At 62.8% G+C, this 22,542-nt stretch carries 21 protein-coding genes; 7 read left to right on the forward strand and 14 right to left on the reverse strand.

The window, feature by feature from the left end:
• Nucleotide 1: 1 nt before the first annotated feature.
• From iolD to J2Z17_RS02875, 3 genes are all read right to left on the reverse strand, one after another.
• Nucleotides 2-1,825 (reverse strand): 3D-(3,5/4)-trihydroxycyclohexane-1,2-dione acylhydrolase (decyclizing), encoded by a 1,824-nt coding sequence (iolD, locus tag J2Z17_RS02865; RefSeq protein WP_209942004.1) that lies wholly within the window; start codon nt 1,823-1,825, stop codon nt 2-4.
• Nucleotides 1,822-3,738 carry a bifunctional 5-dehydro-2-deoxygluconokinase/5-dehydro-2-deoxyphosphogluconate aldolase gene (locus J2Z17_RS02870; RefSeq protein WP_209942005.1) on the reverse strand — a complete coding sequence of 639 codons (1,917 nt, stop codon included), beginning with the start codon at nt 3,736-3,738 and terminating at the stop codon, nt 1,822-1,824. The genes iolD and J2Z17_RS02870 overlap by 4 nt, the downstream gene beginning before the upstream one ends.
• Nucleotides 3,739-3,852: 114 nt before the next feature.
• A complete protein-coding gene (locus tag J2Z17_RS02875; RefSeq protein WP_377299957.1) occupies nt 3,853-4,686 on the reverse strand; it encodes a MurR/RpiR family transcriptional regulator in 834 nt (277 codons plus the stop codon).
• Nucleotides 4,687-4,849: 163 nt separating this feature from the next.
• Between J2Z17_RS02875 and iolG the strand changes: the two genes are divergently transcribed.
• The 7 genes from iolG to J2Z17_RS02910 all read left to right on the forward strand — a co-directional run bounded on the left by iolG (nt 4,850) and on the right by J2Z17_RS02910 (nt 10,936).
• A complete protein-coding gene (iolG, locus tag J2Z17_RS02880; RefSeq protein ID WP_209942007.1) occupies nt 4,850-5,842 on the forward strand; it encodes an inositol 2-dehydrogenase in 993 nt (330 codons plus the stop codon).
• A gap of 152 nt (nt 5,843-5,994) precedes the next feature.
• Nucleotides 5,995-6,606, forward strand: coding sequence for a DsbA family protein (locus J2Z17_RS02885; protein WP_209942008.1), 612 nt, complete (start codon nt 5,995-5,997; stop codon nt 6,604-6,606).
• Between the two features lie 179 nt (nt 6,607-6,785).
• The gene (locus J2Z17_RS02890) at nt 6,786-7,724 is read left to right on the forward strand and encodes an MBL fold metallo-hydrolase (protein ID WP_209942010.1); all 939 of its coding nucleotides are present in this window, start codon (nt 6,786-6,788) and stop codon (nt 7,722-7,724) included.
• Between the two features lies 1 nt (nt 7,725).
• On the forward strand, nt 7,726-8,145 hold the full coding sequence (locus J2Z17_RS02895; protein WP_209942012.1) for a YeeE/YedE family protein: 420 nt from the start codon (nt 7,726-7,728) through the stop codon (nt 8,143-8,145).
• A 3-nt stretch (nt 8,146-8,148) separates the two neighbouring features.
• Complete coding sequence (locus tag J2Z17_RS02900; RefSeq protein ID WP_209942014.1) at nt 8,149-8,610, forward strand: YeeE/YedE family protein; 462 nt, start codon at nt 8,149-8,151, stop codon at nt 8,608-8,610.
• A 36-nt stretch (nt 8,611-8,646) separates the two neighbouring features.
• A complete protein-coding gene (locus J2Z17_RS02905; RefSeq protein ID WP_209942016.1) occupies nt 8,647-9,438 on the forward strand; it encodes a sulfite exporter TauE/SafE family protein in 792 nt (263 codons plus the stop codon).
• A gap of 595 nt (nt 9,439-10,033) precedes the next feature.
• Nucleotides 10,034-10,936, forward strand: coding sequence for an SMP-30/gluconolactonase/LRE family protein (locus tag J2Z17_RS02910; protein WP_209942017.1), 903 nt, complete (start codon nt 10,034-10,036; stop codon nt 10,934-10,936).
• A 15-nt stretch (nt 10,937-10,951) separates the two neighbouring features.
• On the opposite strand, the gene J2Z17_RS02915 is transcribed toward J2Z17_RS02910, so the two are convergent.
• The 11 genes from J2Z17_RS02915 to J2Z17_RS02965 all read right to left on the reverse strand — a co-directional run bounded on the left by J2Z17_RS02915 (nt 10,952) and on the right by J2Z17_RS02965 (nt 22,468).
• Nucleotides 10,952-12,250 carry an MGH1-like glycoside hydrolase domain-containing protein gene (locus J2Z17_RS02915; RefSeq protein ID WP_209942019.1) on the reverse strand — a complete coding sequence of 433 codons (1,299 nt, stop codon included), beginning with the start codon at nt 12,248-12,250 and terminating at the stop codon, nt 10,952-10,954.
• Between the two features lie 5 nt (nt 12,251-12,255).
• Nucleotides 12,256-13,317 carry an ABC transporter ATP-binding protein gene (locus tag J2Z17_RS02920; protein WP_209942021.1) on the reverse strand — a complete coding sequence of 354 codons (1,062 nt, stop codon included), beginning with the start codon at nt 13,315-13,317 and terminating at the stop codon, nt 12,256-12,258.
• An 85-nt stretch (nt 13,318-13,402) separates the two neighbouring features.
• The gene (locus J2Z17_RS02925) at nt 13,403-14,245 is read right to left on the reverse strand and encodes a carbohydrate ABC transporter permease (RefSeq protein WP_209942023.1); all 843 of its coding nucleotides are present in this window, start codon (nt 14,243-14,245) and stop codon (nt 13,403-13,405) included.
• Nucleotides 14,242-15,087, reverse strand: coding sequence for a carbohydrate ABC transporter permease (locus J2Z17_RS02930; RefSeq protein WP_209942025.1), 846 nt, complete (start codon nt 15,085-15,087; stop codon nt 14,242-14,244). Before J2Z17_RS02930 ends, J2Z17_RS02925 begins: the two co-directional genes overlap by 4 nt.
• Before the next feature lie 69 nt (nt 15,088-15,156).
• Complete coding sequence (locus J2Z17_RS02935; RefSeq protein WP_209942027.1) at nt 15,157-16,419, reverse strand: ABC transporter substrate-binding protein; 1,263 nt, start codon at nt 16,417-16,419, stop codon at nt 15,157-15,159.
• A gap of 304 nt (nt 16,420-16,723) precedes the next feature.
• A complete protein-coding gene (locus J2Z17_RS02940) occupies nt 16,724-17,785 on the reverse strand; it encodes a TRAP transporter substrate-binding protein (RefSeq protein WP_209942029.1) in 1,062 nt (353 codons plus the stop codon).
• A 26-nt stretch (nt 17,786-17,811) separates the two neighbouring features.
• Nucleotides 17,812-19,101: a TRAP transporter large permease gene (locus J2Z17_RS02945; RefSeq protein ID WP_209942032.1), complete on the reverse strand. Its 1,290-nt coding sequence runs from the start codon at nt 19,099-19,101 to the stop codon at nt 17,812-17,814.
• Nucleotides 19,102-19,692, reverse strand: coding sequence for a TRAP transporter small permease (locus tag J2Z17_RS02950; RefSeq protein WP_209942035.1), 591 nt, complete (start codon nt 19,690-19,692; stop codon nt 19,102-19,104).
• Between the two features lie 195 nt (nt 19,693-19,887).
• A complete protein-coding gene (smoA, locus tag J2Z17_RS02955) occupies nt 19,888-20,418 on the reverse strand; it encodes an NADH-dependent FMN reductase SmoA (RefSeq protein WP_209942037.1) in 531 nt (176 codons plus the stop codon).
• On the reverse strand, nt 20,418-21,311 hold the full coding sequence (locus J2Z17_RS02960) for an aldo/keto reductase (protein ID WP_209942039.1): 894 nt from the start codon (nt 21,309-21,311) through the stop codon (nt 20,418-20,420). The genes smoA and J2Z17_RS02960 overlap by 1 nt, the downstream gene beginning before the upstream one ends.
• On the reverse strand, nt 21,311-22,468 hold the full coding sequence (locus tag J2Z17_RS02965; RefSeq protein WP_209942041.1) for an LLM class flavin-dependent oxidoreductase: 1,158 nt from the start codon (nt 22,466-22,468) through the stop codon (nt 21,311-21,313). The genes J2Z17_RS02960 and J2Z17_RS02965 overlap by 1 nt, the downstream gene beginning before the upstream one ends.
• Between the last annotated feature and the right edge of the window lie 74 nt (nt 22,469-22,542).

Genomic DNA, 22,542 nt, shown 5'->3' on the forward strand with positions numbered 1-22,542 from the left:
GTCAGCGTCTTTCCTTCAGTGCCTTTTCATAGGCTTCGCGGGCCGCATTGACTTCACCGCGCGCAGACACCTCGGGCACGGCGACATCCCACCAGTAACCGCCGCTGTCCGGGGTCGGATAGGGATCGGTGTCGATGACGATCACGCTTGCCACGGTCGCATGCCTGGCTTCGGCGAGGGCGTCTTCCAGCTCGGCGATCGAGGCGACCTTGCACGCCTTCGCGCCCATGGCCGCCGCGTGGGCGGCAAAGTCGATCGCAGCGGGATGGGCAAGGTTGGTATGGGCGTAGAGATTGTTGAACTCGGCCCCGCCGGTTGCCATCTGCAGCCGGTTGATGCAGCCATAGCCGCGGTTGTCGGTGATCACCAGGGTGATCTTGACGCCCATGGCGACCGCCGTTGCCAGTTCCGAATTCATCATCATGTAGGAGCCGTCGCCAACCATCACGATGACGTCGCGCTCGGGCTCGGCAAGCTTGATGCCCAGGCCGCCGGCGACTTCATACCCCATGCAGGAGAAGCCGTATTCCATATGATAGGAGAGCGGCCGACCGGCCTTCCACAACTGGTGCAACTCGCCCGGCATGGTGCCGGCCGCGCACATGACGACGGTGTCGTCGGTGGCAGCCCGCTGCACGGCACCGATCACCTGCATGTCGGTCGGCAGCGTGTTTGCGTCTTCGGGCGGCGCGGTCAACGCGTCCGCGCTTGCAAACCAGGCCGATTTCAGCTCCGCGTCCGGTGCTTCAAAACGCTGGTTTCCCAGCGCCTGCGACAGCCGCTCGAGACCGACCTTCGCATCGGCCGTCAGCGGCAGTGCGTCATGCTTCGCACTGTCATAGGCTTGCACGTTGAGCGACAGGATGCGGCGCCTCGGGTTCTTGAAAAGCGCCCAGGAGCCGGTGGTGAAATCCTGAAAGCGCGTGCCGACGCCGAGCACCAGATCGGCATTCTCGGCAATCGCATTGGCCGAACTTGCGCCGGTGACGCCGACGGGCCCGAAATTGAGGTCGTGATCCCACGACAGGGCCGACTTGCCGGCCTGGGTTTCGATGACGGGAATGCAGTGCTTCTCGGCAAACGCTGTCAGGGTGTCCGTCGCGCCGGAGAAGTGTACGCCGCCACCCGCCACGATCACCGGGCGCGTGGCTGCAAGCAGCGCCTCCACGGCACGGGCGATTTCGCCGGCATCGGGTTCCGGCCGGCGCTGATGCCAGACGCGTTGCTCGAAGAAGCTCTCCGGATAATCATAGGCCTCGGCTTGCACATCCTGGCAGAAGGCGAGCGTCACCGGGCCGCAATCGGCAGGATCGGTCAGGGTGCGCAATGCGCGCGGCAAGGCCGTCAGCACTTGTTCCGGCCGCGTGATCCGGTCGAAATAACGGCTGACGGGCCTGAAACAGTCATTGGCAGACACCGTGCCGTCGGAAAAATCTTCGACCTGCTGCAACACGGGGTCCGGTCCACGCCCGGCAAACACATCGCCGGGGATCAGCAGCACGGGCAGACGGTTGACATGGGCAAGGGCCGCAGCCGTCACCATATTGGTCGCCCCCGGCCCGATCGACGATGTTACCGCCATTGCCCGACGGCGGCGAAGCTGCTTGGCATAGGCAATCGCTGCATGCGCCATCGACTGCTCGTTCTGGCCACGATAAGTCGGCAGCACGTCGCGCACGCCATATAGCGCCTCGCCGATGCCGGCCACATTGCCGTGGCCGAAGATGGCCCAGACGCCGGCGATACAGGTCTCGCCGTACTCGTTGTGCTGATTTGCGAGATAGCGCATCATCGCCTGCGCCGCGGTCAATCGGATCGTCTTCATGCCGCCTCTCCCCTGTTGGCCCTGGCGGTGTCCCAGACGCGGCAGAGGCTGCGGTAGCGATCTGCCATGTCGGCGATCGCCTGGGAATCCGTCAGATAGCCCGCAAGCCAGCTGCGCGCCGCATCGCCGAAGATCGTGCGCCCGACGGCAAAGCCTTTGACCAGATCGAACCGGGCAGCGAGTGCGAAGCTCTCCGCCAGCTCGCGTTCCGGCGCGTCGAGCCCCAGCACGACGATACCACGGCAATATGGATCGTTGCGCTCGACCGCGGCACAGGCATTGGACCAGGCATCGAGCGTCCTCATCGGCTCGAGCTTCCACCAGTCGGGATGGATGCCGATCGCATAGAAGTGATCGATGATCCGCGCGACGGTATGGTCGTCGATACGACCGACCTTGGAAGGGATGACCTCCAGCAGGAATTCCAGCCGGTTGCGCCGCGCCGCCTCATAGAGCCGCTTGACCGCAATCTCCTGCTGGTCGCGCATCTCCGGCGGATCGTCCGGGTGATAGAAGCAGAGCACCTTCACCACATTTTCGACCGGCCATTCCGCAAGCCCGCCGCAGTCGAGCCCGAGTTCCGGCTCGAAGCTCAGCGGCCGCGATCCCGGCCATTCCGCCGGACGGCCGATCCAGAGCCCGGACCCGCTGGCCGCATGCAGCGCCTCCCGGCCGAGCCGGCCATCGCACAGGATGCCGTAGCCGGGCTTGCCGTCTGCCACCGACTGCGCCGCCTTCAGGCAAAGCTGTTTGAAGGCGGCAATCTTTTCAGGCGACACGCCGGCGTCGTCCGCCATCTGCTCCAACTGGATACGGTGATCGAAGGCGAAGACCCGCATGACCGGCCACGCCCCCTTGCGATTGGTCGACCAATGGATCTGTTCCAGCGCCTGGTCCTTGCGCAGGGCCTTGTCGCGAATGCCGGTGCGGAAGAAATATTGCAGCTCCTCCCAGCTCGGATAGGCGGGCGTGCATCCATGGCGCGACACGGCAAAGGCACCGCAGGCATTGGCGTATTTGAGCGCGGTCGGCCAGTCCGCATCGGTCAGCCAGCCTTTCAGCAGGCCAGCCATGAAGCCATCGCCGGCGCCAAGCACGTTGAACACCTCGATCGGGAAACCTTCGCCCGCCTGCCCTTCATCAAGACTGTCGGGGATCGGACCCTCGAACACGACGGCCCCCATCGGTCCGCGCTTGCACACCAGCGCCGCGGCGCAGACCGCGCGCACAGCCCTAAGCGCTTCCAAGGTGTCCGTCGTGCCGCCGGCAATGTGGAATTCCTCCTCCGTGCCGACGATCAGGTCGAACAAGGGGAGCGTCGATTGCAGCTTGGCGGTGACCGCCCGGGATTCGATGAACCGGCTCTCACCGGCCTCGTGACCGGCCAGGCCCCAGAGGTTCGGACGATAGTCGATGTCGAGCGCGGTCTTCGCCCCGTTCGAACGGGCGAGCCTCAAAGCCTTCAGGACGGCCGCTTCCGTGCGCGGATGCGACAGATGCGTACCGGTGACGCAGACGCAGCCGGTGTCGGCGATCAGCAAAGGGTCGATATCGTCTTCACAAAGCGCCATGTCGGCGCAATTCTCGCGGTAGAAGATCAGCGGAAACTGGCTTTCGTCGCGGATACCGAGCAGCACGAGCGCCGTCAGCCGTTCCGGATCGGTCGCCACGCCGCGCACGTCTACCCCCTCCCGCAGCAATTGTTCGCGGATAAACCGGCCCATATGCTCGGCACCGACGCGGGTGATGAGCCCGCTTTTCAGGCCAAGCCGGGCGGCACCGGCAGCGATATTGGTGGGCGATCCGCCGATATACTTATTGAAGGATGCCATGTCCTCCAGCCGGCCACCGACCTGGGCGCCGTAAAGATCGACGGATGATCGTCCGATCGTGATCAGATCGAGTGACGTCAAGACTGCCTCCTCCGCTGTCCGGCGACATCAACGCCGCCTGGCGACCCTCCTCGGCAATTCGACCTCCCGACGCCGTGTCGCATTTTTGGACTATAAATTCTATTTTTGCCGAGTTCAATGCAAACCTTCCGCCTGATGGCGGGTGCCCACCGCCACCGAAAGCGCAATCGCCAGGCAGAGCGTCGCCGACAGCGACCGGAAGGCGCCGAAATCCACCTCCGAGACGGCGAGAAGCGTGACATCCGGCCTGCGCAACGGACTGACGGCCGTATCACTGAGGGCCACGACGGGCACCTCGCGGCTGCGGGCGAGCGCCACACAATCCAGCGTCTCCTGCGAATACGGCGCGAAGGTGATGGCCAGCAGCGCGTCGCCCGGGCGGATCGCCTGAAAACTGTCGAGACCGCCCGTCACTGAATGCAGCATGGCCGGCACCGCCATCTTCTCCAGCGCATAGGCGATATAGCTTGCAACCGGAAAGGAGCGCCGCAAGCCGATGACATGAATGAGTTTCGCGTCGGCCAGAATTTCCGTCGCCTTTTCAAGTTCTTGCTGATCGACCGTGGTCAACAGGCCTTCAAGCGAATGGCGACCGGCCTCGACGAATTCGGCCAGCAGGCCGGCGTCACTGCCCTTGCCCCGCAGCCGATCGAGCCGCGTGGCGTAGTCCGGCCATCCGACGACCGCATCGCGAAACAGTTTCTGCATGTCGGAATAGCCGGAAAATCCGAGGATCTGGCAAAACCGGATGATTGCCGAGGGCTGGACGCCGGCACCCTGCGCCAACTCCGCAACGGTGGAAACGGCAATCCGCTCGCGGTTGGCCATTACGTGATCGGCACATTGCCTGAGACGTTTGGGCAAGTCCGGTGCGACCGCCAGCAGGCGCGCATCGAATTCGGCGATCGTCGTCGGCCCACCGGATCTTTGCATCGGAGTTTCCTTCATATCCGTCGACTTTTCCCGCTTGACAGTCATCCCTTCGCTCTCTAGCAAAATAGAACATATTTTCCAAATGCGCGAGTGCGAAAGCCCCGACGTCGGGAGGCGTCACGCAGGTCCGGGCACGCGTATCGGAAAGGCAGCACGTCTGTTCTGGGAGGGATCGACCATGGTGACGAAACTGGCGCTTCTGGGCGCGGGGCGTATCGGCAAGGTGCATGCGCGTGCGATCGCGACCGACCCCCGCGCCGAACTGGTTGCGGTGGTCGATGCTTCGCCGACCGCCGCCGAGGCGATCGCCACGGTTGCCGGATGCCCTGTCACAACGATGGATGCGGTACTTGCCGATGCCGGCGTCGACGCCGTGGTCATCTGCACGCCGACCAATACTCATGCCGATCTCATCGAACGCTTTGCAAAGGCCGGCAAGGCGATCTTCTGCGAAAAGCCGATCGATCTCGACGTCGAGCGCGCAAAGGCCTGCCTCGAGGTGGTCAGGCAGACCGGCGCCAAGGTCATGCTCGGCTTCAATCGCCGCTTCGATCCGCATTTCCAGGCGCTACGCGCCGAGATCGACAAGGGCACGATCGGGGATGTGGAAATGGTCACCATCATCAGCCGCGATCCGGGACCGCCGCCTGTCGACTATATCAAAGTCTCCGGCGGCCTATTCCGCGACATGACCATCCACGACTTCGACATGGCCCGGTTTCTGCTCGGCGAGGAGATCGTCCAGGTGATCGCCACCGCTTCCGTGCTTGTCGACACCGCGATCGGCGAGGCCGGCGATTTCGACAGTGCCAGCGTCATCCTGATGACGGAAAGCGGGCGCCATGCGACGATTTCCAATTCCCGCCGGGCAACCTACGGCTATGACCAGCGGATAGAGGTGCACGGCACGCTCGGTTCGGTGGCGGCGGAAAACCAGCGGCCCGTCTCGATCGAGGTCGCGACCCGCGCCGGCTATAGCCGCCCGCCGCTGCACGACTTCTTCATGACCCGCTATATGCAGGCCTATGCGGCCGAGATTGCGGCCTTCATCGATGCCCTGGAACAGGGAAAGGCCCCATCTCCCGGCGCCGAAGACGGGCTGATCGCGTTGAGGCTTGCCGATGCGGCGCTACGCTCGGTCAAGAGCGGGACCGCGGTTCGGGTCGACTGAGAGCCGCGGCAAGGATGCCCCGCTGTTCCAGCGCCGATCCATCGGCACCACCGGCCTTCATGACCGAAAGGTTACTCGACCGGAGCCATCAACATGCCTAGAAGCGTCGGCAAAAGATCTAGACGATCGCGCAGGCGCAGAAAGGTTTCGACATGATCACACGCAGAACGCTGATGACGGCCGGCGCGGGAGTGGCGCTTACATCTCTCATCGGCCCCGGTCTCGCCAACGCGGCCGACCAGCCTTCGCCGGAAGAGGTGTTTTCCGACAAGGACATGCCGGTGCTCGGCAATCCGGATGGCGACGTGACCATGGTCGAATATTTCGACTACCAGTGCGGCTATTGCAAGCAGACCCATCCCGACGTGATGAAGGTCGTGGAATCGGACGGCAATGTGCGGCTGCTGATGAAGGACTGGCCGGTGTTCGGGGCGAATTCCGTCTATGCGGCGCAGGCCGTCCTTGGCGCGGCCGAAATCGGCAAATACCGCGAAGCGCAGGAAGCCCTGATGCGCGCCCGCGGCCAATTGACCCCGCAGGAAACGCAGCGGCTGCTGGTCCGCGCCGGCGTCGACATGCAGGCGGTCACCGCCGCCGTCAACAAGAACAGCAAGAAGATCGGCCGCCTGCTCGACCGGAACTATCGCCAGGCCGTCGGCCTCGATTTTCGCGGCACCCCCTCTTTCGTCATCGGCACGAAACTCTACCCCGGCGCCATGGACGTCGCGGAACTGAAGTCCGCGATCGCCAGGGCTCGCGGCTGAACATTTCCATTCATTGACCGGGCTCTCGCCCCGGCGCGGATAGCATTCGCGCCGGGGCTCTGCACGGCGTTCCACCTCGTTTTGCCGGCAACTCCACAGGGAGCGGGCCGACGATTGAACGCGCCCTCTTGCATACATATATTTATTCATATATATGTATATCATCTCAGGAGGCCATCATGTCCGATACCATCATCGATGACGCACAACGGCATGCCACCGACATAATCAACGCGGCGCTTGCCGACCCGGCCCGCCGGCCGGTCGTCACATCCTTTTTCGACAAGCAGACGTTCACCGTCAGCCATGTGGTGCGCGATCCGCGCTCCAGGGCCGCGGCCATCATCGATAGCGTGCTCGATTACGACGCCGCGTCCGGTCGGACGATGAACGTCTCGGCCCGCGCGCTGATCGACTATGTCGGGGCGGAAGGGCTGGAGGTCCAGTGGCTGCTGGAAACCCATGCCCATGCCGACCACCTGTCGGCAGCCCCGTTGTTGCAGGCGGAACTGGGCGGGGCGCTTGCGATCGGTCGCGAAATCATCCGGGTCCAGGACGTATTCGGCAAGCTGTTCAATGCCGGCACCGAATTCGCCCGCGACGGCAGCCAGTTCGACCAACTCTTCCAGGACGGCGATCGCTTCAAGATCGGCGAGCTGGAGGCAACCGTCCTGCATGTGCCGGGCCACACACCGGCCTGCCTTGCCTATGTCATCGGCGACGCGGTCTTTCCCGGCGACACCCTGTTCATGCCCGACTACGGCACGGCACGCTGCGACTTTCCAGGCGGCGACGCGCGGCAACTCTATCGCTCGATCAAGCGGTTGACCGCCCTGCCCGATGCTGCCCGGATGTTCATGTGCCACGACTACAAGGCGCCCGGCCGCGACGACTACGCGTGGGAGACAACGGTCGGCACCGAGCGCACCGAGAATGTCCATGTGCACGAGGGCGTCAGCGAGGACGAGTTCGTCACGATGCGCAACGAGCGCGACGCCACCCTGTCCATGCCAAAGCTGATCCTGCCTTCGGTCCAGGTGAACATGCGCGGCGGCAAGCTGCCGCCGGCGGAAGACAACGGCGTCCAGTATCTGAAAATCCCGATCAACAAGGTGTAACATGACCTATCTCTCTCCGCTTCTCGGCGGGCTCATGATCGGTGCCGGTGCCGGCCTTTATCTGCTGTTGAACGGTCGCATCGCCGGGATCTCGGGCCTTGCGGCATCGGCCCTCGGACTGACGGGGGCCGGCATCAGCCGTCTCGGCACCGGTTTCCTTGCCGGGATCCTGGCGGGCGCGGCACTCGCCTATCTGGCACTGGGGCACGTCAACCTCACCATCACCTCCTCCCTGCCGCTGCTGGTGGTCGGGGGGCTGCTCACCGGGTTCGGCACGCGGCTCGGCTCGGGCTGCACCAGCGGCCACGGCGTTTGCGGCCTTGCGCGGCTTTCGCCCCGTTCGATGGTGGCGACCGCCACCTTCATGGGAGTGGCCGCCCTTACCGTTTTCGTCACCCGCCATCTTGTCGGAGGCATCTGAACCATGAATCGCCAGATCATCGTCTCCATCCTTTGCGGCCTGCTATTCGGTGCCGGCCTGGTCGTCTCCGGCATGAGCGACCCGGCACGCGTACTTGGCTTCCTGGATGTGACAGGCCTTTGGGACCCTTCGCTCGCCTTCGTCATGGGCGGCGCACTGATCCCGTCCTCCCTTGCCTATCTGATCCGCAACCGGCGCGAGACGCCGGTGTTCGAAGCAAGTTTCCAGGTCCCCGACAATCGCCGCATCGACCGCAATCTGGTTGTCGGCGCGGGGCTGTTCGGACTGGGTTGGGGTCTTGTCGGCCTCTGCCCCGGCCCGGCCTTTGCGGCACTCGTCACCGGACGCTGGCAGATTGCGGTGTTCGTCGCCGCCATGCTGGCCGGCATGGTTGCGTATCGCCTGTCGCCATTCGGCTCCAGCGCCGGAACGGCATCACGCGCGCCGGTATCGCAGCAGACCTGAACTGTCCCGCCGTACCATGCCAGAAGGTGCAATCCCATGCTGCTCGATCCGCTTGAATATGCGCTGGGCGCCCTGTCCGGCGGCCTGGTCGGCTTGACCCTCGGCCTGTTTGGCGGTGGCGGCTCGATCCTTGCCGTGCCGCTGATGGTCTATGTGGTCGGCGTGCCCAATCCGCATCTGGCGATCGGCACAAGCGCCTTCGCCGTGGCTGCCAATGCCTTGACCAGTCTGGTCGGCCATGCGCGGCTCGGCAATGTGAAATGGCGCTGCGCCGGGATGTATAGCCTGGCCGGAATTGCAGGTGCCGTGATCGGCTCGACCGTCGGCAAGATGATCGACGGTCAGCGGCTGTTGCTGCTGTTTGCTTTCCTGATGGTGGTGGTCGGGTTGGCGATGTTCCGCAAGCGCAAGATCACGGGCAATCCCGGCGCGCAATGCTCGCGGACCAATGCACCGAAGGTTCTCGGTTTCGGCGGGCTGACCGGCATGTTGTCCGGCTTCTTCGGTATCGGCGGCGGGTTTCTCATCGTCCCCGGCCTGATCGCCGCGACCGGCATGCCGATCCTCAACGCGGTCGGCTCGTCACTGGTGGCAGTCGCAGCCTTCGGCCTCACCACCGCTTCCACCTATGCCCTGTCCGGTTATGTGGACTGGCTGCTTGCCGCAATCTTCATCGCCGGCGGTGCCGCCGGAAGTCTGGGAGGAGCACGCCTCGCCGGCCACCTGTCGGCCCGCAAGGGCCTGTTGAACATTCTGTTTTCCATCATGATTCTCATTGTGGCCGGCTACATGATCTATCGCAGCCTGCCGGCCGTGTTGAGCGGCTGAGGCGCGCGACGCCTCAGCGATAAGATGATCACACAGCTGCAGCGCATGGTTGCTTAAAGTTGACGGCAGCACGCATAAGGTTTATGCATCTCATTTAGAAAAACGCGTGGTCCCGGCGGGCGGGCATGTGCGGCAGCGGGTGCCCGAAACATAGAATGGGCAAAACCTGCAAGCGAGCCTTGGGGTCATGCTGGTCTGAACAACGCGGCGGTGCCGGAGGGTTGCCCCGCCGCGACGGATGGACGGCCGGACACCCGATCGGCCGTCCTTGCGCCCGCCGTCTCCAGTGGCCCGCGGCCCGTGCTTGGGGGAGCATGGATCTTGTGGAACCGTCAGATCTGGCGGCTTGCCCTGTTGGGACGGCGGGCGACACCCAAGCCTTCAACCCTTTTCCTTTTCGCTCCGAACCTCTTCTCCTCCGAGACGGCTACCTGGTCGCTCTTGTCCCTCATTGTGCGCTTCGTCCCGCCTCTGCTGCCACGAACGACACGGCATCGACACGACTTGCGCCAGGGAGGTCACGGCAATCGGTGGCGTCAGTGCATTTCTCCACTATGATCGCAGCAGCTGAGGAGACGAGGGAGGGCAGCATCGCATGACGGGACTTTACGATATCCGCAATCCGCAGTTCGGCAGACTGGTGCACAAGAATGCAAGACTGGAACAACTGTGGACCGGCGGCCGCTGGTGCGAGGGACCTGCCTATGTCCCGGCCGGCAAATATCTGATCTGGTCGGATATTCCGAACGACAGGGTGTTGCGGTTCGACGAGACCGACGGCTCCGTCTCGACCTTCCAGTCGCCTTGCGGCAACCAGAACGGCCATATCCTTGATCGCTCGGGGCGGCTCGTCGCCTGCGAGCATCAGGGACGCTGCGTCAGCCGTATCGAGCATGACGGCATGCGCAGCGTGATCGCCGACCATTTCATGGGCAAGCGCCTCAATTCGCCGAATGACGTCGTCGTCAAGTCGGACGGCACGGTATGGTTTTCCGATCCGACCTACGGGATCGACAGCGACTACGAAGGCGACGCCGCATCGTCGGAAATCGGGAAGAGCCAGGTCTATCGCGTCGAAGGCGACGGCACGATCACCGCCGCCGTGACCGACATGGTTCAACCCAACGGGCTTGCCTTTTCGCCGGATGAACGGCTGCTCTATGTGGCCGACACCGGACGCAGTCACAAGCCGGACTGCCTGCCGAAGATCCGCGCCTATCCGGTCCGCGAGGACGGGATGAGCCTTGGGCCAGGCGCCGACTTCATCGTCTGCGACAACGGCGCCTTCGATGGTTTCCGTGTCGACACCAACGGCAATCTCTGGTGCTCGGCCGGCGACGGCGTGCATTGTTTCACACCCGCTGGCGAACTGCTCGGCAAGATCCGCGTGCCCGAAGTGGTCTCCAATCTCTGCTTCTTCGGACCGAAGCGAAACCGGCTGGCGATCTGCGCGACGAGCTCGCTCTATGCCGTCTATGTCAATGCCAGGGGACTGTGAGCCGCCGACGGGGCATCAGCTTCCGGCGCGCACCGGCTCGACGATCTGCAGGAACTCCATGATCATCGCGGCGGTCCAGCTGAACGTGCCGCCGCCGCAGGGCTCGGCCGTCAGCGGATCGTGATATTCGGCAAACCCGCCCTCCTCGATCAGCCGGATGCTGTCGGAGGTGATACGGGCGATCAGGTCCGGGACGTCGCCCCGTACCAGGCCATCGATGATCATGTGGTTGATGATCAGCCAGACCGGGCCACGCCAGTAACGCAGGCTTTCAAAGCGCGGATCGGCGGGATCATGGCTCGGGATCAGGTATTCGACGCGCGCCTTCAACGCCTCGATCCGTGTAGCCAGTTGTTGCACGCGCTCGAGCGGGATGGCCGCAAATACCGGCAGGATGCCGCCGATCGAGGCGCTGTCGACCTTGCGACCGGCCGGGCGATCGAAGCAGACATATTGCCCGAGCCTGTCGTCCCAGAGGCTTTCCAGTGCCGCCAGCCCTTCCGCCACGTGCCGGCGGCTCATCTGGGCGATGCCGGTCATGCCATAGCGTTCGGCAAGCTCTGCGATGTCGGCCACCGACCGTATGAGGATCGCATTGAAGCCCGGATCCACCACCTGGAACGGGGACGCGTCGTGCAGCCTCGTATTGTCCCAGTTGAGACTGCGAAAGCGCTGAACAAGCCAGATATAGCGCTTGTACTGCTCGTCGGTCGGGCGGTGCGCCGCATCGGCATGGCTGGTATCGCGCCGCTTGAACTCACCCACGCCATCGGTCGGCACGCGGCTGAAGGCGTCATCCCAGTCGATCGAATTGTCGCGACCGGACTCCCAGGGGTGGAGGATTGCAACGAGCCCGGTCTTTTTCGGATCGCGACAGGCATGAAACCATTCATGCCAGCGGGCGATTTTCGGCACCAGGTCCCGCGCCCGCGCCTCGGCCAGGTCCGGGTCGCGGGCGTGATCCACCAGCCGCTTGACCACATAGCCGGCGACGGGCGGCTGGGTGATGCCCGATGTCGGCACCGTGCGGCCGGTCTGCCAGACGTCGGGCCCGGGGAAATAGCCTTTGTCCTGCTTGTGAAAGACGATATGCGGCACCATGCCGTCCTCCCACTGATGCTGGAAGAGGGTATCTATCTCGGTCCAGGCACGATGCTCGTCGAAATGCGCCTGCCCCAGCGCGGTCAGGCAGCTGTCCCAATTCCACTGGAAGGGATAGAGCCCGTGCGTCGGCACGGTATAGGTGCCCATATCATTGATCTTGAGCACTCGTTCCGCATGGTCGAACATGTCCAGCCGGCTTATGGGTTTCATGGACATCAGGAACCTCGGATGGTGATGGCGGCCTGGGTTTCCGGATCGAACCAGCGGATCCGGTCGACCAAAGGTGTCAGCAGGATCGTTTCACCCGCCTGGACGCTGACATCGTTGTCGATGACAGCGCGGAACAGCTGGCCCTGAACGTCGCAGGTAACCAGCAAATGCGGACCAAGGGGTTCAACGACCCGCACGTCGCAGGCGATACCGCCTTCCGCTACCGGCCGCACGTCTTCCGGACGGATGGCAAATTCAACGGACTTCACCGCCTCGCCTCCGGGACCGTCGAAGACCATTCCGGCGACCATCCATTTTCCGGGCGACACCCATGTTGCCTGCAGGAAATTCATCGGCGGATTGCCGATGAAGGAACCGACGAAGCGCGCCGCCGGATGGGCATAGACCTCGGTCGGTGGTGCGGCCTGGATGATCCGGCCCTTGTGCATGACCGAGATGCGGTCCGCCAGGCTCATCGCCTCCACCTGATCATGCGTGACATAGATCGTCGTCGTCTTGCTCTGCGCCAGAATGCCCTTCAGTTCCGTGCGCATTTCCAGCCGCAGCAGCGCATCCAGATTGGAAAGCGGCTCGTCCATCAGAATCACATCCGGTTCCATGGCAAGTGCCCGGGCCACGGCCACCCGCTGGCGCTGACCGCCGGACAGCTGCCCGGAATAGCGCTTCAGCAACGGGTCGATATGCATCATTTCCGCGGTGCGGGTGACCCGTCGCCTGATCTCATCCTCGGGCTGCTTCTGCATCCGGAGACCAAAGGCGATGTTCTCGAACACCGTCAGGTGCGGAAAGATCGCGTAATTCTGGAACACCATGGCGATCCCGCGCGAACGTGGCGGCAGATGGTCGACCCGCCTTCCGCCAATCCGGATCTCGCCTTCACTCGGCGTTTCCAGTCCGGCGATGATCCGCAACAGGGTGGTCTTGCCGCAACCGGAGGCACCAAGCAGGACCATAAATTCCTGGTCGGCGATCGTCAGGTCGATCGAATGTAGCGCCTTGAAGGCGCCGAACTGCTTGGCGACCCCCTTGATCTCGATTTCGGCCATCTGAACACTCCTTCGAACTCTATCGCTTGCTCTTCTGTCACACGTGACCGGACGTCAAATCGCGGCGCGCGCTACCGGACATGCTCTACCGATTGGCGATACCCCACATCGCAAACAGGTATTTGCGCACCGCAAAGATGAAGATCAGCGCGGGAACGACGAGCACGAAGCCGCCGGCGAATTTCAGATGCAGCGGCGAGACATCCAGGCTCTGCAGCAGGAAGGCCGGCAGCGTGCGGTTCTGGATGGTCAGCACGGAAGCGGCAAACACCTCGTTCCACGAGATCACGAAGGCGAAGATCGCCGATGCGGTGATCCCGGGCAGCACCAGTGGAAAGACGACCTTGCGAAAGGCCTGCAGCCGGTTGCAACCGAGCGTCCAAGCGGCCTCTTCCAGCTCGATCGGAATGCCGGAAAACAGCGAAAAGGTAATGAGAACGGCAAACGGCAGCGCCAGCGTGGTGTGTACGAGGGCAAGGCCGAGCACGGTGTCGTCGAGGCCGATGCGGATAAACATCACGGCAAGCGGCAGCGCCAGCAGCGGCAGCGGGAAGGCCCGGGTCATCAGAACCAGAATGCGAAACGCGTTCTTTCCGCGAAATTCGAAGCGCGACAATGCGTAACCGGCCGGCGCCCCGAGCAGCACCGAAAGCGCCATGGTGATCACGGCAACGAGCACCGAGTTCCACAATGCTGCACCGACGCCGGCGAACCCGATGAAGAAGCGGATGCTTTCCAGATCGAAGGTCGGCACCAGTGGCTTGGGAAAGGCCGTGACTTCCCCCGGCGCGGAAAAGGTGTTGATCGCCAGCAGATAGATCGGCAGCAGAACCCAGGCGCAGAGCAGCACGATGGCGGCGATCGATAGTACCCGGCTCCATGTGCGAAAATCGGCAGCCGGCCTGTCCGGCGTCGGGGTGACACTCATGTCTGCGCTCCCTTCGGCACCCGCAACACCCGCAGGAAGACCAGCGTCAGGCCGATCGATATGGCCAGGATGACCATGGCCAGCGCTGCCGCCACGTGGCCGTCCTGCAGGCCGAACTGCCAGTGATAGGTCTCGCCCATCAGTACCGGCAGCGTGGTGCCACCGAGGGCTGCCACCACGGCAAACACCTCGAAGGCGAGGATCGTGCGCAGGATCAAGGCCGTCTGCAGACTTGGACGCAGCAATGGAAGGGTAATACGGATGAACCGCTTCCAGGCGGTCGCGCCGAAGACCTCGGCCGCCTCGTAATATTCCTTGGGGATCAGGCCCATGCCGGCAACAAGAATGACCAGCATGATTGCCGTGGCACGCCAGAGTTCGGCCAGCATGACCGCCAGGAAGATGATCCAGACGCTCTGGTAGCCGAGCAGCACCAGCGGCTGTTTTATGATGCCCAGCCCGGACAGCAGCGAGTTCAGAAAGCCGCTCTGCTCGAACACGGCAAGCCAGATGATCCCGGCGGCAAGATCCGAGATGCCGAGCGGGATGGTGAAGATGTAGAGCACCAGATCACGACCGCTCGACATGCGGGTGACCAGCGTCGCCATCAGGAGCGCCATGATCAATTGCAGCGGCACGACGGCCAGCGCCAGCAGGACGGTGTTCCAAAAGGCAATCGGGAACTTCCAGTTGCCGGCCATGGTCCTGAAGTGGTCGAGCGTGAAGCCACCATCGGTGGTGAAGGCCTCTATCGCCACCAGAACGAAGGGATAGATGAAGAAGACAAGCAGGAAGAGCGTGGCCGGCAGAAGCAGAAGGTAAGGCAGTGTGCGGGCATGCATGGGCGAGTTCCTTGTCTGAGGCACCGACCGGCAGATGTCTGGATACCTGCCGGCCAGCTTCGAAAAAAGTCACTCGACCGGGCAGGCTCCCTCCGACGGCTTGTCCGGTGCCCAGCACGGTGCACCGGATTGCTGCATCAGCGCCTTCAACTGTTCGCCCTCGTCGTCCAACACCTGCTCGATAGGCTGGCCCGCCAGCACGATGCGCTCGAAGGTGTCGTTGTAGACCTGATTGAACTTGCCGCCGAGATCGCCGAGCCCGACCGGCAACAGGCCGGGATTGGCATCCGGCGCGTTCGACATCTTGGAAATCGCGGCCCCGGACATCTTCACAGCTGCCGGCATGTCGTCAGGCAGATCGACATCGACGACGGGGAAGAAATTGGTGGCCTTCAGCGTCGCGATCTGCGTCTCCGGCTTCATCATGTAGGCGACGAGTTTCCTGGCCGCCTCCATGTCCGGCGCGGTCTTCGGAATGCCGACGCCGGCGACCACCGGCATGAAGCCGCGGCCGGTCGGACCGGCCGGTGCCGGGAAGGCAACGAATTCGTCCGGCTTCTTGTTGAACGCATCGGCAAGCCGCGCGGTATGATCGAAGGCGACCCAGACCTCTCCGCTCAGCAGTTGCTCCTGCATGAAGGCGTAATTGGTGGATGCGGGATTGGTGTAGGTCCAGAGCTCCTTGAACTTCTGCCAGGCGGTGACGGCCTCCGGCGAGCGGAACTTGGTCACCATGGAATTGGTATAGGAAGGATAGAGATAGCCCTGGAAGAAGCGATGCTTCAGGCCCTTCGGTCCGGCCGGAAAGCCGAATTTCGGACCGCCGGTCTTTTCGGCCAGCGTCTTCGTCCATTCAATCAGCTGATCATAGGTGAGCGCATTGATATCGGCACCCTGGGGCAGGAATTCCAGTGCCTTCTTGTTGGCAGCCATGATGTATGTCGCCTGCATCCAGGGCAGGTATTTCTGCTCGGAGGTCTCCATCATCGCCAGTTTCTTGAAGGTGGCATTGACCTTGATGTCACCGAGATCGATCGAGGACAGGTCGACGAGATCGTCGGGCAACGTCGAGAAGTCGCTATGCAGCCCGCCCAGCACATCGATCGAACCGGAACCGGCCTTCAGTTCGGCCTGGATGCGGGTGAGCCAGGGCCCTTCATCGGCGGTCTGGTAATCGACCGCCTCGCCGGCCCCCTTCAGCACCTGCTCGCGCATGGCCTGCGTTTCCTCGATCGGCTTGGCCTGGGTCGACCAGAACAGCGCATCGGCCTGCGCGGTTCCAGCCAGCGCCAGCGCCGAGACGCCCGCAAGAGCGCATAGCAAAGTCTTCATTGACGGCATGATGTCCTCCCTCTTTGACATAGCCACGTTGTGTAAACTGACGTGTTATGGGCGGGCAAAAGCCAGCCGACGACCGACCGTTTCTTAAGGACGGCCGACCGGTATGGAGCGCTCCGACAGGAGCAGTAATCATCTGCGATGTGCTAACCTGCGGCACCGGGTTAGCGGTGTCAAGCCGGGAGGTCGGGCGGGAAAGGTCGAATGGTCATCAACCGGGAAGCGGCGTGACAAAGGGCCGGAGCAAGGCTCGACGGCGAAGCGGCGCCGGAAACTTTCCGGCGCCGCAGTCCCAAATTTACTTCAGTTCGGCTGCCCGTTCTGCATCGACCTTCTTCTGGGCGTCATCGACGGCCGTGGTGAAGGCGGTGAAGACCTCCTCGCCGTCCTTGACGTTGGATTTGAACCAGTCGAACACCGGTGCGACAGAAGCCTTGAACTTGGCCTTCTCATCGTCGGTCGGCACGTAGATCTCACCGCCGGCCTTGGCGAATTCCTCATAGGCGGCGATCTGCTTGCGTTTGGGCGAGGCGAAGGTCGCCTGCTGCAGCGCTGCGAAGCCGTCGACGACGATCTTCTTTTCGTCGTCCGGCAGACCCTTGAAGCGGGCGTTCGACATCCACCAGAAGGCCCCCATGTAGGAGTGGTTGTCGAGCGTCAGGTATTTCAGGCCTGCATCGGGAAACTTCATGCTCATGATGTCCGTGATGCCATTGGCCGTGCCCTGGACCACGCCGGTCTGCAGCGAGGTGAACAATTCCGGCCACGGGATCGGCGTCGGGGCGGCACCGACGGCCTTGGTGATTTCCTGCGGCAGGTCGGCCGGCACCGTGCGCATCTTCATGCCCTTCAGGTCATCCGGGGTCTTTACCGTCTTCTGCGTATTGGCGTAGTCGCGCCAGCCGCCGGTATTGCCGATGGTCATCAGGCGGATCATGTCGTCGCTGTCGGTCAACGCCATCTCACGCAGCTTGCCGGTGAAGTCTCCGGTCAGCACCGCCTCGGCGATCCGGTCGTCGCTCATCAGGTAAGGCAGGTCGAGGACCTGGATATAGGGGAACAGGCCGGCAGCCCCGCCCGAAGTCGAGATGTAGATGTCGATCGAGGCGTCGGCCACGCCCTGCAGGCATTCCTCGCCGGTGGCGCAAAGCTGCGTGCCCATGAACAGCTCAACCGCGATCTTGCCGTTCGAAGCATTCTCGACATAGTTCTTGAAGACCGTCAGGCCGTCATAGTCCTCATCGTTCTCGTTGGAATTGGCCGTGGCGCGCAGCGTGATATCTGCGGCCTTGGCGATGCCGATCCCGGCAACGCCAAGCGTGCTGGCTAGCAGCAGGGTCTTTATGAGTGGCTTGAGCATCTTGGTCCTCCCTATAGGTTCTCAAGTCAGTTGATGAAGCCCGCGAGACGCGGAATGGTCAGGCATATCGCGGGGAAATAGGTAATCAGGAAGATCACGACGATCTCCGCCGCCAGGAAGGGCAGCGTCGCGCGCGCGACCGTCTCGACCTTCAGGCCGGATACCGAGGAGGTGACGAAGAGCACCAGTCCCATCGGCGGCGTCAGCAGCCCGACCGTTAGGTTCACCGCCATGATGATGGCGAAATGCACCGAGTTGACGCCCATCGAGGTGAAGATCGGGCCGAGGATCGGGCCGAGCACGATGATCGCCGGCCCCGCATCGAGAAACATGCCGACGATGAACAGCAGGATGTTGATCAGGAACAGCAGGATCAACGGATTGTCGGAAAGGCCGAGAATGATCGAGGCCAGAAGTTCCGGCGTGTGCGACAGGCTGGCCACCGTCTTGAACGCCATGGCCGCCCCGACCAGCAGCAGCACGACGGCAGAGGTCATGCCGGCACGGGTCAGGATATCGCCGATCTCGCCGAATTTCAGCGTCCGCATGACGAAAAGGCCGATCAGCAGCGCATAGCCGGCGGCCACTGCCGAGGCTTCGGTGGGGGTGAAGATGCCGCCGAAAATACCGCCGAGAATGATGATCGGCGTCAACAGCGGCCAGAAGGCCTTGAGACTCGCCTTGCCACGCTCGCCCCAGGTGGCGCGGGTGGTGGCGGCCGGCAGGTTTTCCCGGTCGGCCAGCAGCCGCACGATCAGCATCAGGGCGCCGCCGATCAGGATACCGGGCACGATGCCGGCGAGAAACAGGGCCGCGACGCTCTCGCCCATCACATAGGCATAGATGATCATGATGCCGGAGGGCGGGATGATCGGACCGATGACGGCAGACGATGCCGTCACTGCTGCGGCAAACCGGCGGGAATAGCCCTGCTTCTCCATGGCCGGAATCAGCATCGAGCCGAGCGCCGATACGTCGGCAACGGCGGAACCGGACAGGCCGGCAAACAGCATCGAGGAGAGGATGTTCACATGCGCCAGACCGCCGCGCAGATGGCCGATCATCGCCTGCGAGAATTCGACCAGCCTGAGCGTGATGCCGGACCGGTTCATCAACTCGCCGGCCAGCATGAAGAACGGGATGGCCATCAGCGGAAAACTGTCCATGCCGTTATACACATTGCGGTAGAGCAGCACGATGTCGCGCTCCTGCCCGTTGAACCACAGGAGAATTCCGGGTGCCGCGATCAGGCCGAACATGATCGGCAGGCCGAGCAGAAGGAAGACAAGAAACAAGGGAAGAAACAGGCTCAGCATTTACTCGGCTCCCAGCGAGGCTTCCATCGGAATGGGTTCAAGTCTCGTCTCGGCGCCTAGCAGGGAGGCTAAGGCGCGCAGCAGCAGCTCGAAATTGACGGCAAACATGGCGGTGACGCCGACAGCAAGCGAGGCCATCATCCAGCCACGCGGCACCTTGGTCCAGCTGCTGAAATCGATGGCACTCGGATAGGAAATCGCCGGCATGGCAAAGCGGCCACCGAGACCGGTGACTTCGGCCCAACCGATGCGCAGCCCCCACCAGAGAACGACGGCAGATAACAGGAGGAGCAGGATCGACAGCACGCTGGCGATCAGACGTGGCAAGAACTGCGTGATCATGCCGATGCTGACAAAGCCGCCCCGGCGATAGGCGGTCGGCGCCATCAGGCCGGTCATCCACAGCATCAGGAAGCGTGCCAGTTCCTCGGTCCAGTTGAGACCATCGCCGAGCACGTAGCGAAACCACACCTGGACGAGGATGACGATGACCATGATGCCCATGCACACGGCGCCGAGATAGCGGCCAAGTGCCAGCACGGCGGCATTGATCCTGCCGAGCAATCCGGCCGCCCCAAGCAAAACTGTCATGGCGCGCACCCCACTCGCTCGTTCATCATGGGGCTGATTTTTGCAACAGATTCAGGGCTAAAACAAAGCCGCAGCGTTTCTTCCACGGGGCAATCGGAGCAAAATCCTCCCCCCATGGCACCGGCCACGCAAAAACACTGCTCTTTCACCGCGATCTCCTCCCGCGGTGCCGTCAGTCGGCTGACGGCACATATGTCATGAAATGTTGTGAGCGAACCGCCCGAAACTGCCGCGCGAAAAACACAAGGGCTCCCCTTCCCTGTGGGCTGCGCGCAAAACCCTGCCGATGATGATGGAATGATCACCGGCATCATGCAGATTGGAACGGACGCATTCGAAGCGCGCCAACGTGCCCGGTATCACCGGAACGCCGTCATCGTTGAAATCCCATTCAAGCCCTTCGAACCCGGCGCCACCGCGGGTGAAGCGATGGCTGAGACCATCCTGCTCTGCGCTCAGCACGTGAATGGCGTAGTGCTCGGCCTCGGTGAAAAGGCCGTGACGGGTCGAGCTCTTGGCCGGCGACCAGAGCACCAGTGGCGGATCGAGCGACACCGAGGCGAAGCTGTTGACGGTCATTCCTGCCGGCCCCTGAGGACCCATGACGGTGACCACGGCCACGCCGGTCGTGTAGCTGCCAAGCGCATTGCGAAAAATGCGCGAATTGGCGGGTTCGGGAACGAATAGGTTTTCAGCACGGGCGGGTACGTCGCCAGCAGCCATCATCACGCCACCTCTTTTCCAATTGCCAGAGTGTAGAGTTCAAACCAGGTCTGACGGTCGAGCACCACCTTCGCGGCATCGCCGATCCGGGCGATGCGGGCGAGATTGTTGGTGCCGAGCACCGGCAGGATTTTCGCGGGGTGGCGCAGCAGCCAGGCAATCGCGACGGCCGTCGCATCGACGTCCTGCTCTTTACCGATCCGCGTCAGTGCAGCCATCAGATCCTTATGGCCTTCGGAGAACAGCGACCCGCCGCCAAGCGGCGACCAGGCCATCGGCGCGATCATCCGTTCCTGCAGAAAGGCAAGATCGCCATTGGTGAAGGCATCGGCCGCCAGAAGGCTCATCTCGATCTGGTTCGTCACCAGATTTCCCTCCATCGAGGATTGCAGCAGCTGGAAATCCCAGGGGCGGAAATTCGAGACGCCAACACTCAGCACCTTGCCGGACTTGACCAGCGCATCGAGCGCCGGGCCGGTCTCATCCGGATCCATCAGCGGATCGGGACGATGGATCAACAGCAGGTCGATGCGGTCCGTGCCCATGTCTTTCAGCGACGCTTCGACCGAGGCGTTGATGTGCTCGGCGGTGGTGTCGTAGTATTTGACCCGCGCGGCGGAATGCCGGCCGACGGGTGCTACGATGTCGCACTTGGTGACGATCTCCAGTTTGTCGCGCAGGGCGGGCGACGCCTTCAGTGCCGTGCCGAACAATGCTTCGGCAGCGTAGCCGCCATAGATATCGGCCTGGTCCATCGTGGTGATGCCCTGTTCCAGACAGGATTCGACCTTGGCCTGAACATCGGACGGAGCGGTATCCTCGCCGTCGCCCAGCCGCCACATGCCATAGACGATGCGGCTGAATGTGATGCCGGGTGCGATGTCGATGCGTTCCATTAGCGGCGTTCTCCAGTTCCAAGCGGGGTGGCCGGGGTCTCCGTCGGCACACGCCCATATTCATGCGGCAACGAGCAAGTCTTCATCTGCGGAAGCACCTTGGTGCCGAAATGCTCGGCCTCGTCGATATGCGGGTAACCCGAGAGGATGAAGGCCCGGATGCCCATTTTCTGGTAGTCTTCCAGCTTGCTCAGCACCTGGTCCGTCGACCCCACAAGGGCCGCACCGCAGCCCGAACGGGCCCGGCCGACGCCGGTCCACAGATTGGGCTCGGTATAGCCGAACTGATCGGCAAGCTCGCGGGCACGCGCCTGATGGGCAACGCCGAGAGAGATGGAATCATGCGCCCGGTCGCGGATCAGGCGGCCGTATTCATCGTCCAGCTTGGAGACCAGATGATCGGCATATTCGCGCGCTTCCTGTTCGGTGTCGCGCACGACCACGTGAACCCGCAGGCCGTAATCGAGCGTCCGATTGTGGGCGGCGGCGCGCTCATGGACAGCCTTCATCCGCTCGGCAAGCTGGTCCTTGGTTTCCGGCCACATCAGATAGACGTCGCACTGCGCACCGCAGAGCTCGAGCGCATCCGGCGAATAACCGCCGAAATAGAGCAGCGGCCCGCCGTTCTGCTGGTAGGGCCGCGCCGGATCGGTGGTGACGCCCTTGAAATTATAGATTTCGCCCTCGAAGTCGATCGTATCGCGCGTCCAGGCCTGGCGCAGGATCTCCACCACCTCGTGGCTGCGCTTGTAACGATAGGCGCTATCGACCTTTTCGCCCGGAAAATCGGAGCTGATGACATTGAGCGTCAGACGGCCCTTCAGCATGTGGTCGAGCGTGGCAACGGTGCGTGCCAGCATGATCGGTTGCATCTCGCCACAGCGGATGGCCGCGAGGAAATTGATCTTGTCGGTGATCGGCGCACAGCCCGCAACGAAAGACAGCGTGTCCTGTCCGACCTGATAGGAGGACGGGCAGAGAATGTTGCGAAAGCCCTTGGCCTCTGCCGTCTTCACGATATCGGAGCAGTGCTCGAAGCTGGATCGCAGCGATCCGTCCGGCACGCCCAGATAGGCGTAGTCATCGGAGCAGAGCGCGGAAAACCAGGACACTTCGGCGGCATCGAGATCGGCGGACGTGACGGGAACGATGGTCATCAATTCTTCCCTCCTCACTGGAAGTTTTGTCTTGCCTAACACTCGATTTGATATAAATCAATAGTGTATCAATT

Origin of the sequence: Heterorhizobium halophytocola, assembly GCF_017873095.1 — a bacterium.
Taxonomy (GTDB): domain Bacteria; phylum Pseudomonadota; class Alphaproteobacteria; order Rhizobiales; family Rhizobiaceae; genus Allorhizobium; species Allorhizobium halophytocola.